Source organism: Streptomyces sp. NPDC126497 (genome assembly GCF_040302425.1).
Lineage (GTDB): Bacteria > Actinomycetota > Actinomycetes > Streptomycetales > Streptomycetaceae > Streptomyces.
This window is the reverse complement of sequence record NZ_JBEORT010000057.1, coordinates 16727-30049: the sequence shown is the minus strand read 5'-3', so window position 1 is coordinate 30049 and position 13323 is coordinate 16727. Positions and strand designations below refer to the sequence as shown.

The window sequence follows — 13323 nt, the reverse complement described above, 5'->3', positions numbered from 1 at the left end:
GGAATGCGAACGCCCCGGCACCACTTCGAGATCGGGGCGTGTGCATGTCAGGCGCGTCGCGCCGGGCTGTCGGCTCGGGCCGATAGGCTGAACGCATGACGCGAGCCGAGCAGCCAACGGCCCCTCGACCGGCCCCCGACGACACCCTTGCCGCGGACTCCCGCGAGCGTGCCGTCCGCGCCCTGCTGCGCCGACCGCAGCTGAAACGGCTGTGGAGCGCGCAGCTCGCGGGCGGGGTCGGTGACGTCCTCGCCCTGCTGGTGCTGGTGCTCCTGGCACTTCAGACGGCGGTCGCCGAGGGGGCCTTCGGCGGGGGTTACCGGGGCGCGGCGTTCGCAGTGGCGACCGTTTTCGGGGTGCGCATCCTGGCGACGCTGCTGTTCGGCGCCGTCCTCCTCGGTCCGCTCACGTCGCTCACCTCGCAGGACGGACCGCTGGACCGCCGCTGGACCATGGTCGGCGCCGACGGACTGCGCGCCGCGCTGCTCATCGTGGCGCCGCTGTGGATCGACTGGACCCCCGAGAACGCGCTGGCCGTCCTCCTCGTCACCGCCTTCGTGGCCGGAGTCGCCGAGCGGTTCTGGACGGTGTGCCGGGAGAGCGCCGCGCCCGCGCTGCTGCCCGCCCCGCCCCCGGAGGGCGCGACCGTACGGCCGCTGCCCGACCACATGGACGCGCTGCGCCGCCTGTCGCTGCGCACGGGCTTCGTGGCGATACCGCTCGCGGCCGTCACGCTCGTCGTCGCGGCCCTGCTCAACAACCTGCTCGGCACCGGGCTCGACTGGTTCGGCGAGCACCAGGCGGCCCTCGCCTCGTACGTCGCGGCCGGACTGTTCGCCGCGTCCCTGTCCGTCCTGGCCTTCCTGGAACTGCCCGGCACCCGCACCCCGCGCGCCCGGTCGCCGCTGGAGGGACTGCGCCGCCCGAAGAGCGCCGGCGGCCCCGAGAAGGGCCGCACCGGCGCGCTGCCGCTGCTGGTGCTTGCGTCCGCGTCCGTCGCCGCCGCCGTGTCGGCCGCCGTCGCCGTGTCGGTGCTGCACGCCAAGGACCTGGGCGGCGGCCCCGTGCTGTACGGCCTGCTGGTGGGCGCGCTGACCGGCGGCGTCGTCGTCGGCATCCGTACGGCGCCCGCCCTGCTGCCGGCGCTGTCCCGGCGGCGGATGCTCGCGCTCGCCCTCGCCTTCACGGGCGTCGCGCTGCTGGCGGCCGGTCTCGTGCCGGACGTCACCAGCGTGGTGCTGATCATGGCGCTGGCCGGGGTCGGCGCGGGGCTCGCCGCCAACACCGGGCACACGCTGCTCGACCAGGAGACCGAGGAGCAGCGCCGGGTCCGCACGACCGAGCACCTGCACGCCGTGGTCCGGGTCCTCGTGGCGCTCGGCGCGGTGATCGCCCCGCTGGTCGCCGCGGCCATCGGGCCGCACCGGCTGGAGAACGGCCGGTTCGTGTTCGCGCACGGCGGCGCCGCCTTCACCCTGATGCTGGTCGGCGCGCTGCTGCTGCCGGTGGCCGCCCTGGTGCTGGCCAAGGTCGACGACCGTTCCGGCGTCCCGCTGCGGCAGGACCTGCGCGACGCGCTGCTCGGCGGCGACGACCCGGACCAGACGCCCGCCGCCGCCGGCTTCTTCATCGCCCTGGAGGGCGGCGACGGCGCCGGGAAGTCCACCCAGGCCGAGGCCCTCGCCGAGTGGATCAGGGGCAAGGGCCACGAGGTCGTCCTCACCCGCGAGCCCGGGGCGACGCCGGTCGGCAAGCGCCTGCGGTCCATCCTGCTGGACGTCTCCAGCGCCGGCCTCTCCCACCGCGCGGAGGCGCTGCTGTACGCCGCGGACCGCGCGGAGCACATCGACACCGTCGTACGGCCCGCTCTGGAGCGCGGCGCCGTCGTCATCACCGACCGGTACATCGACTCCTCCGTCGCCTACCAGGGCGCCGGGCGCGACCTGTCGCCGACCGAGATCGCCCGCATCAACCGCTGGGCGACCGACGGACTGGTCCCGCACCTGACGGTGCTGCTGGACGTGGCCCCGGAGACCGCGCGGGAACGCTTCACCGAGGCGCCGGACCGGCTGGAGTCGGAGCCCGCCGAGTTCCACGCGCGCGTGCGGACCGGTTTCCTCACGCTGGCCGCCGCCGACCCCGGCCGCTACCTGGTGGTCGACGCCGGCCAGGAGCCGGAGGCGGTCACCACGGTGATCCGGCACCGCCTCGACCAGGTGCTGCCGCTGTCCGAGGCCGAGATCAGGGCCCGCGAGGAAGCGCGCCGCAAGGCCGAGGAGGAGGCCCGCCGCAGGGCGGAGGAGGAGGCGGCCCGCAAGGCCGAGGAGGAGCGCCTGGAGCGCGAACGCCAGGAGCAGCTCGCCCGGCTGCGCGCCGAGGAGGAGGAGCGCAAGCGGCGCGAGCTGGAGGAGGCGCAGCGGCGCGAGGCGGAACGGCAGGCGGAGGAGGCCCGGCAGCGGGCCGAGGAAGCACGCCGGCGCGCGGAGGAGGAGCGGCAGCGGCTGCTCGCCGAGGAGAGGGCGCGCGCCGAGGAGGAGGCCCGCCGCAAGGCCGAGGAGGAACGTCGCCGCAAGCAGGCCGAGGAGGAGGCGCGGCTGCGCGCCGAGGCCGAGGCACTGCGCCTGGAGAAGCAGCGCGAGGCCGAGGAGGCGCTGCTGCGCGCGGAGCAGGCCCGGCGGCTGGCCGAGCAGGCGGCGGCCGCGGCGGAGACGGGACCGAGGACGACCGTCGTCCCCGATGCCGCGCGGGAGCGGGCGGCCGACGACGCGGTGACCGTGCCGACGCCGGTGGTGACGCCGACGAACGCGTCGGGCGGACCGGTCGACGAGACGGCCGTGCTGCCCCGGGTGCCGGACGAGGACGCCGGGCGGCGGCCCGGTCGCTCCGGGGCGTCCGACGCCGAGGTGACGGCCGAACTGCCGAAGCCGCCGGTGGTGCCGGGCGCGGCCGACGAGACGGCGGTGCTGCCTCCGGTCGGGGACGGCGGTCAGGGGCCCGCGGACCGGCGGGTGCCGTCCGGCTACTTCCGGGACGAGTCCCCGGCGGGCGGCACCGACGCCGGCGACGACCGCACGCGCGAGCTGCCGCGGATCGACCCCGAGGAGTCCCACCGGCAGCGTCCGGACTGGGCCGAGGAGACCCCGCTGGACGACCTGCCGACGCTGGCCGACGAACTGCTGGGCCCGCGCGACGACGGGCACGGCGACGACGACGGGCACGGTGACGAGGACGGGGGCCGGGGACGCCGGCGCTGACCGGCCGGTCCACGGGTGCGGGCGTTGTCGGTGCCCGCCCGCACAATGGATCCGTCAAGGCGGACACGACGGAAGGACGGGCTGACCCATGACCGTGTGGGACGACCTCGTCGGGCAGGAGCGGGTGAGCGAGCAGCTCGCCGCCGCCGCCCGTGACGCCGACGCGCTCGTCACCGCGGCGGCGTCCGGCGCGCCGCCCCCCGAGGCGTCGAGGATGACGCACGCCTGGCTGTTCACGGGCCCGCCCGGCGCGGGACGCAACCAGGCGGCGCGCGCCTTCGCCGCCGCCCTCCAGTGCGTCAGTCCCGACCGCGCCCTCGGCGGGATCCCCGGCTGCGGCTTCTGCGACGGCTGTCACACCGCGTTGATCGGCACCCACGCGGACGTCAGCTCGATCGCCGCCGTCGGTTCGCAGATCCTCGTCGACGACATGCGCGACACCGTCCGCAAGTCGTTCACCGCCCCGGCGAACGGCCGCTGGCAGGTGATCCTCGTCGAGGACGCCGAGCGGTTGAACGAGAAGTCCGCCAACGCCGTCCTCAAGGCCGTCGAGGAGCCCGCCCCCCGCACGGTCTGGCTGCTGTGCGCCCCCTCCCTCGAGGACGTCCTGCCGACGATCCGCTCCCGCTGCCGCCACCTCAACCTGAGCACGCCGTCGGTGGCCGCCGTCGCCGACATGCTCGTGCGGCGCGAGGGCATCGAGCCGGACGTCGCCGCCGCCGTCGCCCGTGCCACCCAGGGCCACGTCGACCGCGCCCGCCGCCTCGCCACCGACCCCGCCGCCCGCGAGCGCCGGGCTGCCGTGCTGAAGCTGCCCCTGCGGATCGAGGACATCGGCGGCGCGCTCAAGGCCGCCCAGGAACTGGTCGACGCCGCCGCCGCGGACGCCAAGCAGCTCGCCGAGGAGAGGGACGGCAAGGAGACCGAGGAGCTGAAGGCGGCGCTCGGCGCGGCCCAGGGCGGCCGGCTGCCGCGCGGCACGGCGAGTGTGGTCAAGGACCTGGAGGACATGCAGAAGCGCCGCAGGACGCGCACGCAGCGGGACAGCCTCGACGTCGCGCTGAGCGACCTGACCAGCTTCTACCGCGACGTCCTCGCCCTCCAGCTCGGCTCCCGGGTCGCCATCGCCAACGGCGACGCCGAGGACGTACTGGAGCGCGTGGCCCGCGGCAGCTCCCCGGAGTCCACGCTCCGCCGCATCGAGGCGATCGCGGCGTGCGGCAGGGCCCTGGACCGCAACGTGGCCCCGCTCCTCGCGGTGGAGGCGATGACGATGGCCCTCAGAGCGGGCTGACCGGGCGGACGGACCGCGCGGGCCGCCCGGGGCGTCCGCCCGGCGGCCCGACGCGGTGACTCGTACGGGGCACGGCGTGTGCGCAGAGCGTCCATTGCGTCGCGCACCGTTACGCTCGCCGTATGCACACAAGGCGCACTCACCGCAGGACCCGTACCGGAGCCGGGGTCGCTCTGCTCGCCGCCGCCGCGCTGCTGATCCCGGGCTGCTCCCCGGGGAACGGCCCCAGTACGGCCAGCGCGGCGGAGGAGGAGACGGCGGCCCTCGCTCCCCTGCCCCGCTCCACACCCGCGTCCCTCACGCCCTACTACCGGCAGAAACCCGCCTGGCGTGACTGCGGAGCCCCCGGTTTCCAGTGCGCCACGTTGAAGGCCCCGCTCGACTACGCCGAACCGGCGGCCGGCGACGTCCGCCTCGCCCTCACCCGCAAGAAGGCCACGGGCCCCGGGAAGCGGCTGGGCTCCCTGCTGGTGAACCCCGGCGGCCCGGGCGGCTCGGCGGTCGGCTACGTCCAGGCGTACGCCGGGATCGGCTACCCGGCCGACGTGCGCGCCCGCTACGACGTGGTGGCCGTCGACCCGCGGGGCGTCGCGGGCAGCGACCCCGTCGCATGCCTGGACGGGCCCGGGATGGACCGGTACACGCGGACGGACATCACACCGGACGACACCGAGGAGACCGGCGCGCTGGTCGCGGCGTACAAGAGGTTCGCCGAGGGGTGCGGGGCGGACGCGCCGAAGCTGCTGCGTCACGTGTCGACCGTCGAGGCGGCCCGGGACATGGACATCGTCCGGGCCGCGCTGGGCGACGGGAAGCTGAACTACGTCGGGGCCTCGTACGGCACCTTCCTCGGCGCCACGTACGCCGGGCTGTTCCCGGACCGCGCGGGCCGTCTCGTCCTGGACGGCGCGATGGACCCCTCGCTGCCGGCGCGGCGGCTCAACCTCGAACAGGCCGAGGGCTTCGACACGGCGTTCACCGCCTTCGCCGAGGACTGCGTGCGGCGGAGCGACTGCCCGCTCGGCGGCCGGGGCACCGCGCCCGCGCGGGCCGGCAAGAACCTCGCGGCGTTCTTCGGGAGGCTCGACGCCCGCCCGATCCCCACCGGTGACGCCGACGGCCGCAGGCTCACCGAGTCGCTGGCGACGATGGGCGTGATCGCCGCGATGTACGACGAGGGAGCCTGGCAGCAGCTGCGCGAGGCGCTGACGTCCGCGATGAAGGAGAACGACGGAGCCGGCCTCCTCCTCCTCTCCGACAGCTACTACGAACGCGACGCCAACGGCGACTACAGCAACCTGATGTTCGCCAACGCGGCCGTGAACTGCCTCGACCTCCCGCCCGCCTTCGACTCCCCGGCCGAGGTGCGGCGGGCGCTGCCCGCCTTCGAGAAGGCGTCCCCGGTGTTCGGCGAGGGCCTCGCCTGGGCCTCGCTGAACTGCGCGTACTGGCCGGTGCGGGCCACGGGCGAGGCACGGCGCATCGAGGCGAAGGGCGCGGCCCCGATCGTCGTCGTCGGCACCACCCGGGACCCGGCCACCCCGTACCGCTGGGCCGAGGGCCTGGCCGGCCAGCTCTCCTCGGCCCGCCTCCTCACCTACGAGGGCGACGGCCACACCGCCTACGGCCGGGGCAGCGCCTGCATCGACTCCACGATCAACGCCTATCTGCTCACCGGCACCCCGCCGAAGGACGGAAAGCGCTGCTCGTAGCCGCTACGACCACCCCCGGAGGCGTCCGCTCCGGCCCGCCTCCGGGGCCGGTGCGAAGCACCTCCGGAAACTGTGTAGACTTACCGACGTTGCTGATCGCACCATGGGTGCGCAGCGCGCCGCCTTAGCTCAGATGGCCAGAGCAACGCACTCGTAATGCGTAGGTCTCGGGTTCGAATCCCGAAGGCGGCTCTTCGAAGAAGGCCCAGCTCCTTACCCTTGAGCTGGGCCTTCTCCGTGTTGACCGGTGGAGTCGGGTGGGTACGGCGGGACCGGGTCCCCGGGCCGGCGCGGGGCGGACCCGGCCGGGGACCCGGTCCGGTGCGTCATCGCTCCGTGCGTTCGGGGGGCTGGTCGGGCGGGGTGCGGGACGACCCGGCCGCCAGGGCACGGAGTTCGTCCAGGTCGTACTCGGCCCGCTGGGGCCCCCCGTAGCGGGTCAGCTTTCCGCGGCTGGCCCACTTCCTGATGGTCGCGGGGGAGACGCCGACGGCGAGTGCGGCGAGTTCCGTGGGGACGGTGCGCGGTCCGGAGCGTCTGCCGGAGGAACCGCCGGTACTCATGAGCGGACTTCCGCGACGGCGAGCGGGCCCCTGTCGTTCCGCGCCGTCGCGGCACTCCGGCCGCCCATGTAGCGCAGCCATTCCTGCGGAGGAAGGGCATGACCGGCGTCACAGGCGACGTGCCGGGGGTGCTGGGCCGCGGCGTCCGCCTGCCTGATGACGTGGAGCGTGCTGTGGCAGTCCGTCTCGGGGCAGACGCCGATGGGCGTGCGCTGCGCGGGGGCCGGGCCGAGCACCGTCCTGCATGATTCGAGCAGCTGGCGGACCTCCTCGTCGAAGTCCGCGGCCGCCGGATGGGCGGCCAGCCACTCGATGTGACGGCTCAGGAAGTCGACCAGGGCGACGACTTCCCGTTGGCGGGGCCTGGAGGTACGCGCCTCGTCGACGACGAGCCGGGCCCATGAGGCGAGCGTCTCCGTCATGCGCGTGCGCAGGTCCATGGCCCTCTGGTCGAGGATGATGCCCTTCGCCGTCTTCGTGCCGCCGACCCGTACGCTCGGGCGGGGCGCCGTGGGAGTCAGGGCGTGGTCGCTCTCGCGGTAGGCGTCCAGCAGTTTGCGCAGGTCGGTGCGGAGTCGGTCGACACAGTTCGCGCAGAGTCGTGCGGCGGCGGAGGCCCGCCGGCCGGCTGTGCGGGGGGGTGCACAGCGGGAGGAGACGCAGGCGCGCGACGGCGACGTGCGTAGCGGCCGGCGGAATCGCTCGGCCGTGGGTGTGGTGTGATGCCCCGGCTTATCGATCGACATGAAGATCATTCCTGATATGTGGAGAGACGGATGCGTTCTCGTGAATCAGTGCCGTACTCATGGCTGTGCGGCTGACCTGCGATGTGCGTGGGCTGTGGCCGGTTGCACGAGGTGACGGAGTCACGGGACCGGCCGTACCGCCATTCTCGGTACGCGGGAGTCGGGCCATCAACAGGGCACAGGACAAGGGCATATCAGGGCTCTGTGCGGATGCTGCGCTTCCGCACAGACTTGCTCAGCAATTTGCAAAGTCGCCGCTCTGGCAAGGCAGTTGGGCGTGGCGCCGCACCCGGGCGCCGTTGCTAACCGGCCGACCGGCTTGTATTGTGAATTTGAAAAGGACGCATCAACCGGTATGTGAGACCGGTGTCTGTTGAGCGCACTTCCCGTGTGGAAGGTGTCGGAACCGTGAACGTTCTGATCGTCGACGGCAATGATAAGGCGGCCGCCATGCTTGATCGGGTTCTGGTCAGTCATGGCTACGACACACGGCGGGTCAGCACCGGGGGAGCGGCGCTGCAACAGCTTTCGGGTGTGACCCTCGTGCTGCTGGCCCTCGGCCTGCCGGACCTGGCGGGGCACGAGGTGTGCCGCCGCATCCGGGAGAACTCCAGCGTTCCGGTCATCGCGATGAGCGACGACGGCAGCGAACTGGACCGGGTGCTGGCCCTCCACATGGGGGCGGACGACATCGTGCGGAGGCCCGACGGCCACTACGAGTTGCTGGCCCGCATCCAGGCCGTCATGCGGCGCAGCACCTCCTGTCCCATGTGCGTCACGCGACGCGCGGCGCACCCGGACGCACCGGCCCGGGAGCCGGAGCACACGCCGCCGCCCACCGGGGCGGTGGTCGGCCAGGAGATCAGGGTGGGCGAGCTGTACCTGGACCCGGCCGCGCGCCTGGTCCTGCTGGGAGGAAGGGAAGTACGCCTCACCCGCAGGGAGTTCGACCTGCTGGCAGCCCTGGCGGCGAACCCGGGCGTGGTCCTGGAGCGCCGCGCCCTCATCGCGCGCGTATGGGGTGAGAACTGGTTCGGGTCCACCCGCACCATCGACGTCCATGTGGGTTCGCTCCGCGGGAAGCTCGGCCGTTCGGAGTGGATACAGACGGTGCGCGGCGTCGGGTACAAGCTGACCAACCCCGACTCCGGGGCGGAGTGAGACATGACGTCCCGGAGCCGGTGGCCGTGCGGCGGACGGGTTCGCTCCCCCGGCCGGTCCGAGCCGGCCGGGGCCGCCACCGTCCGTGCGGGGCCGTCCGCGCGCAGCACCGGGCTGCGCGCGACCGGCCCCCGGGGGCCGGTCGGCACCCGCTGCGCGGGCCGTGCCTCCACGACCGCGCCGCCGGTGGACCCGGTACCGTCCGCCACCGGGATTCCGCGGTGCCGGATCACGTCGGGGGGACCGGCAGGACGGTGCCGTTCACGCCGCCCGGCTGTCGAGTACGGTCACCTCGCAGCTGCCGACGAGGGATTCGGCCTGGTGGAAGGTGACGGTCAGCGCGTGCCGGCCGGGTGCCTCCTCGCGCGGCGGGGACGACGAGACGATGCACGGGGCGTCGAACTCGACGTACCTGCGGAACGTGGCCGCGCAGGAGACGAGGAGGCCGTCGGGACAGCCGACCGTGAGCAGCGCGGCCTGCCGCGCGGCCTCCATGAGGACCATTCCGGGCACGTGGTCGACGGGATGGTCGAACAGTATCGGGTGGGACGTCTCGGCTCGCAGCACCCACGTTCTCTTGCCGGGGGAACGACCGAGCACGACGTCGGACGGCCTGCTCCTGCCGGCCAGTTCGTGCGGCAGCGGCGCGGGCACCTCGCCGCGGGGAACAGCCCCGAAGCGAGGGCCCCGCAGCCGCCTGTATACGGAAGGACTCACACAGTTCGCGCTGCTCCTGCCGATGCCGATGGGCTCGCCCTCGCGGAAGGCGTTGATGGAGCAGGCGAAGGACGAGACGTTCGCCCCGCGCCGCACGACGTCGTGCAGCGATATCTCCAGAAGCACGTTGGCCGGCCGGTCCGTCAGCCGCATGCCGCTCTCCAGGATCGTGAACGCGTGCGTGGCGGTGAGGAACGGATGGGTGAGCGGGATGGCCAGCGTCTGGTGGGCCAGGAGCATGCACGCCTGGCGAATGGTTTCCGCAAAGATCATGGGGTCGTGCCAGCGGCCGGCCACCGGGCCGTAGTAGCTGTGCGCCCGTGACCACTGGGCGCCCACCTGGTGGACGCCGTCGTCGCCGTGCCTGACTCCCGTCACCAGCACTTCGGACACCGCCGAGCGATGGACGAGTGCGCGCGGGACGGTCTGCTGGAACAGCTCCGCGCCGCTTCGTCTTCGGGTGGGGTCTGGAAGAAGATAAGCCTGCCGACGTGCACTCATTCCTGGGATCTCCCTGTGAGGCGCACTACCAAACGAAGGAGGGCAGGCAGGACCAGAGGTGCCAAGTCATGCATCCCCCCATGGCATCGCGACAGAGCATACTAGGCGGCTGGTTTTTTTGGTGAAGACGCGTCAGGTCCCTAGAGTGCGGGCTCCGCGGGGTGTAAAACTTCGAAGAAAGTGCTGGATCCGTCCAGCGGTACGGGGTGGTGTAAGGGTAATGGCGACGAAGGTGCGACAGGAGCGGGCTGAAGCGACGCGGCAGGCGATCCTCGACGGAGCGGCGACCGTGTTCGACCGCCTGGGGTTCGGCAGCGCCAGCTTGTCCGACATCGCACTCCAATCCGGGGTCACCAAGGGGGCGCTGTACTTCCACTTCAAGTCCAAGGAATCCTTGGCCCATGCCCTGATACAGGAGCAGTTCGCGGCGGTGAACCCGGAGGAGGCCGCCGAGCAGCAGCTGGGTGTGCAGAACGTCATCGACCGCTCCCACTACCTGGCCCGCTCCCTGTGCCGTGAGGTGCGGGTCAGGGCGGGTGTGCGGCTGGTCCTGGAGCTCGGCCTGCTCGACCGCGGCGATCCCGGGCCGTACGAGGAGTGGATCGAGCAGTGCCGTGTGTCGCTGGCGTTCGGCCAGGGCCGGGGGGACGTGAAGCCCGAGATCGACACCTCCGACGTCGCCACCTACATGGTCGGCGCGTTCACGGGCATCCAGATCACCTCCGACGTCCGCACCCGGCGCGCCGACCTCCATGACCGGGTCACCGACATGTGGCGGTTCCTGCTGCCGGCGATCGTCCCGCCCCGGCGTCTGGGCCGGTTCGATCCGGAGGGTTCGCAGGCGCTGGAGTCCTGGGGGTGAGGGGCCGCTCCTGCCCGTCGGTCCCGGGTCAGGAGCGTTCGGCCCGGTCCTCTCCCCGCCCGCCCGTCGTCTCGCCGCGGGCGGGCGTCGTCCTGATCCGCCCCGGTGCGCCGACGTAGGCCAACTGCCACAGGTGACTGAGCCACTTCTCGACGTCCGACGGAGGAAGCCCGAGCCAGACGAGTGCCTCGACGCCGGACACCGCGGCTGTGACCACCGCCCGGGCCGACACGGACCGGGCGGCGGGCAGCTCGCCGTTCTTGCACGCCTCGTCCACCAGCAGCCACAGGCGGCTGAGCCACGCCAGGTAGAAGTTGTGGGCGTGGCCGTCGTCCGCCGTCCCGGCCTGCGGGAACTCCCGGGTGATGCGGACGCTCGCGCGCAGGAAGAGATCCTCGCGAAGGAGCCGGTTGAGGGTGTGCGTCACGTCGACGATCATCTGCAGGCAGGACGTCTCGCTGGCCCGCAGTCGTGCGAAGGTCTGTTCCGTCAGCTCCAGCCCGCGCAGTTGCACGGCGTCCGCCAGGGCGAGCTTCGTCGGGAAGTGGAAGAACAGGGCACCCTTGGTCAATCCCGCCGCGTGGCTGACGTCGGACAGTGTGGCCTTGGCGAATCCATGCGTCGCGAACTGTTCGGCGGCTGAGACCAGCAGGAGTTCCAAGGTGTGCTCAGATCGCGCGTGCTTGCCCATATTCGCCCTCGCATAGGCATGAACCAGCCGGCCCGGTCCTGCGGACGGCGCCACACCTCATTGCGCTCGTCGGAGAAACGCCGATGAGGTGAGGGACCTCGCTCGTCACCACGGTACGGGTACGTGGTCATGACGGTCTGCTTGTTACGTCGAAGTTAGAAACCGGTCGATCGGCTTGTCAATAGACTTGGCAGGAGATGGCCAAAATCGGCAATCACGCGCTTGAACTGCAAGAATTTGTCCGGTTGTCGAATGTGTCGTCGACGCTCTTTGTCATGGAATAGCACACTCCGCTTTTTACGGTCAATTCGTGGGCCCGGTGGGCGAGCAGTCGGCCGTTGCCTCACGGCGCTCGTACGTGTCACACTCTTCGCGGCCCTCCCCTGCCCGGACACCGGGAAAACCCCTGACGGGGCGTGGGGAGCGAGGCCCTCAGGGCGCCGGCGTTCCGCGGCGGCCCGTTCTCCACCCCGGTCGACGGCGCGTCACGCGCCGACCGGGTGTGTCCCGCCGCTTCGCGTTCCGCGCGGCGTCCCCCTCCGGTGGCATGCGCCCGCAGCCGCCACGCCTCCCCCTGCAACGAACGGTAAGGAGTGCTGTGTCCCGACGCCTGTTCACCTCGGAGTCCGTGACCGAGGGTCACCCCGACAAGATCGCCGACCAGATCAGCGACACCATCCTCGACGCGCTTCTACGGGACGACCCCCATTCCCGGGTCGCCGTGGAGACGCTGATCACGACCGGTCTGGTGCACGTCGCCGGAGAGGTCACCACCAAGGCCTACGCGCCGATCGCGCAGTTGGTGCGGGAGAAGGTGCTGGAGATCGGCTACGACTCGTCGCAGAAGGGGTTCGACGGAGCCTCCTGCGGTGTCTCGGTGTCGATCGGCGGGCAGTCGCCGGACATCGCCCAAGGCGTCGACACCGCCTACGAGTCGCGTGTCGGTGGTTCCCCCGCGGACGAGGACCGTGACGAGCTGGGCAAGCAGGGCGCCGGCGACCAGGGCCTGATGTTCGGGTACGCCTGCGACGAGACGCCCGAGTTGATGCCGTTGCCGATCCAGCTCGCCCACCGGCTCTCGTACCGCCTGTCCGAGGTCCGCAGGAACGGCACCGTCCCCTACCTCCGTCCCGACGGCAAGACGCAGGTCACCATCGAGTACGACGGCGACCGGGCGGTCCGTCTCGACACCGTCGTGGTCTCCTCGCAGCACGCGAGCGACATCGACCTCGACTCCCTGCTCGCACCGGACATCCGCCAGTACGTGGTGGAGCCGGAACTGAAGGCGCTGCTGGACGACGGGATCAAGCTGGAGACCGAGGGGTACCGCCTGCTCGTCAACCCGACCGGCCGCTTCGAGATCGGCGGCCCGATGGGCGACGCGGGCCTGACGGGCCGCAAGATCATCATCGACACGTACGGCGGGATGGCCCGCCACGGCGGCGGGGCGTTCTCCGGCAAGGACCCCTCCAAGGTGGACCGGTCGGCGGCCTACGCGATGCGCTGGGTCGCCAAGAACGTCGTCGCGGCCGGCCTGGCGTCCCGGTGCGAGGCGCAGGTCGCGTACGCGATCGGCAAGGCCGAGCCGGTCGGGCTCTTCATCGAGACCTTCGGCACGGCGACCGTCGGCACCGACAGGATCGAGCAGGCCGTCGCCGAGGTCTTCGACCTGCGCCCGGCCGCGATCATCCGCGACCTCGACCTGCTCCGCCCGATCTACGCGCAGACCGCCGCCTACGGCCACTTCGGCCGCGAGCTCCCCGACTTCACGTGGGAGCGCACGGACCGCGCGACCGCGCTGCGCCGGGCCGCGGGCCTGTAG

10 protein-coding genes and 1 tRNA gene are annotated in these 13323 nt (G+C 72.4%); 7 read left to right on the top strand and 4 right to left on the bottom strand.

Annotated features, from left to right (window positions below):
• Positions 1–95: 95 nt before the first annotated feature.
• The 4 genes from tmk to ABTY20_RS22565 all read left to right on the top strand — a co-directional run bounded on the left by tmk (position 96) and on the right by ABTY20_RS22565 (position 6452).
• Positions 96–3254, top strand: coding sequence for a dTMP kinase (tmk, locus tag ABTY20_RS22580; protein WP_351998821.1), 3159 nt, complete (start codon positions 96–98; stop codon positions 3252–3254).
• An 88-nt stretch (positions 3255–3342) separates the two neighbouring features.
• Positions 3343–4548 carry a DNA polymerase III subunit delta' gene (locus ABTY20_RS22575; RefSeq protein ID WP_351998820.1) on the top strand — a complete coding sequence of 402 codons (1206 nt, stop codon included), beginning with the start codon at positions 3343–3345 and terminating at the stop codon, positions 4546–4548.
• A gap of 122 nt (positions 4549–4670) precedes the next feature.
• Complete coding sequence (locus ABTY20_RS22570; protein WP_351998819.1) at positions 4671–6260, top strand: alpha/beta hydrolase; 1590 nt, start codon at positions 4671–4673, stop codon at positions 6258–6260.
• Between the two features lie 118 nt (positions 6261–6378).
• A tRNA-Thr gene (locus tag ABTY20_RS22565) sits at positions 6379–6452 on the top strand.
• Between the two features lie 134 nt (positions 6453–6586).
• Here the strand turns inward: ABTY20_RS22565 and ABTY20_RS22560 are convergent.
• A complete protein-coding gene (locus ABTY20_RS22560; protein WP_351998818.1) occupies positions 6587–6823 on the bottom strand; it encodes a MerR family transcriptional regulator in 237 nt (78 codons plus the stop codon).
• Positions 6820–7569, bottom strand: a complete 750-nt coding sequence (locus ABTY20_RS22555; protein ID WP_351998817.1) for a hypothetical protein — start codon at positions 7567–7569, stop codon at positions 6820–6822. Before ABTY20_RS22555 ends, ABTY20_RS22560 begins: the two co-directional genes overlap by 4 nt.
• Positions 7570–7977: 408 nt before the next feature.
• On the opposite strand from ABTY20_RS22555, the gene ABTY20_RS22550 reads away from it, so the two are divergent.
• Positions 7978–8730, top strand: coding sequence for a response regulator transcription factor (locus tag ABTY20_RS22550; RefSeq protein ID WP_351998816.1), 753 nt, complete (start codon positions 7978–7980; stop codon positions 8728–8730).
• Positions 8731–8991: 261 nt separating this feature from the next.
• Here the strand turns inward: ABTY20_RS22550 and ABTY20_RS22545 are convergent, their stop codons facing one another.
• Positions 8992–9948: a ScbA/BarX family gamma-butyrolactone biosynthesis protein gene (locus tag ABTY20_RS22545; protein ID WP_351998815.1), complete on the bottom strand. Its 957-nt coding sequence runs from the start codon at positions 9946–9948 to the stop codon at positions 8992–8994.
• A gap of 220 nt (positions 9949–10168) precedes the next feature.
• On the opposite strand from ABTY20_RS22545, the gene ABTY20_RS22540 reads away from it, so the two are divergent.
• Positions 10169–10810 (top strand): ScbR family autoregulator-binding transcription factor, encoded by a 642-nt coding sequence (locus ABTY20_RS22540; protein WP_351998814.1) that lies wholly within the window; start codon positions 10169–10171, stop codon positions 10808–10810.
• A gap of 28 nt (positions 10811–10838) precedes the next feature.
• On the opposite strand, the gene ABTY20_RS22535 is transcribed toward ABTY20_RS22540, so the two are convergent.
• Complete coding sequence (locus ABTY20_RS22535) at positions 10839–11471, bottom strand: TetR family transcriptional regulator (protein WP_351998813.1); 633 nt, start codon at positions 11469–11471, stop codon at positions 10839–10841.
• A 628-nt stretch (positions 11472–12099) separates the two neighbouring features.
• Here ABTY20_RS22535 and metK point away from each other — a divergent pair.
• On the top strand, positions 12100–13323 hold the full coding sequence (gene metK, locus ABTY20_RS22530; protein WP_351998812.1) for a methionine adenosyltransferase: 1224 nt from the start codon (positions 12100–12102) through the stop codon (positions 13321–13323).

Excerpts from the sequence above, each read along its gene's own strand:
- tmk (WP_351998821.1), top strand. The coding sequence starts at position 96 with ATGACGCGAGCCGAGCAGCCAACGGCCCCTCGACCGGCCCCCGACGAC.
- ABTY20_RS22575 (WP_351998820.1), top strand. The coding sequence starts at position 3,343 with ATGACCGTGTGGGACGACCTCGTCGGGCAGGAGCGGGTGAGCGAGCAG.
- ABTY20_RS22570 (WP_351998819.1), top strand. The coding sequence starts at position 4,671 with ATGCACACAAGGCGCACTCACCGCAGGACCCGTACCGGAGCCGGGGTC.
- ABTY20_RS22560 (WP_351998818.1), bottom strand. The coding sequence starts at position 6,823 with ATGAGTACCGGCGGTTCCTCCGGCAGACGCTCCGGACCGCGCACCGTC.
- ABTY20_RS22555 (WP_351998817.1), bottom strand. The coding sequence starts at position 7,569 with ATGTCGATCGATAAGCCGGGGCATCACACCACACCCACGGCCGAGCGA.
- ABTY20_RS22545 (WP_351998815.1), bottom strand. The coding sequence starts at position 9,948 with ATGAGTGCACGTCGGCAGGCTTATCTTCTTCCAGACCCCACCCGAAGA.
- ABTY20_RS22540 (WP_351998814.1), top strand. The coding sequence starts at position 10,169 with ATGGCGACGAAGGTGCGACAGGAGCGGGCTGAAGCGACGCGGCAGGCG.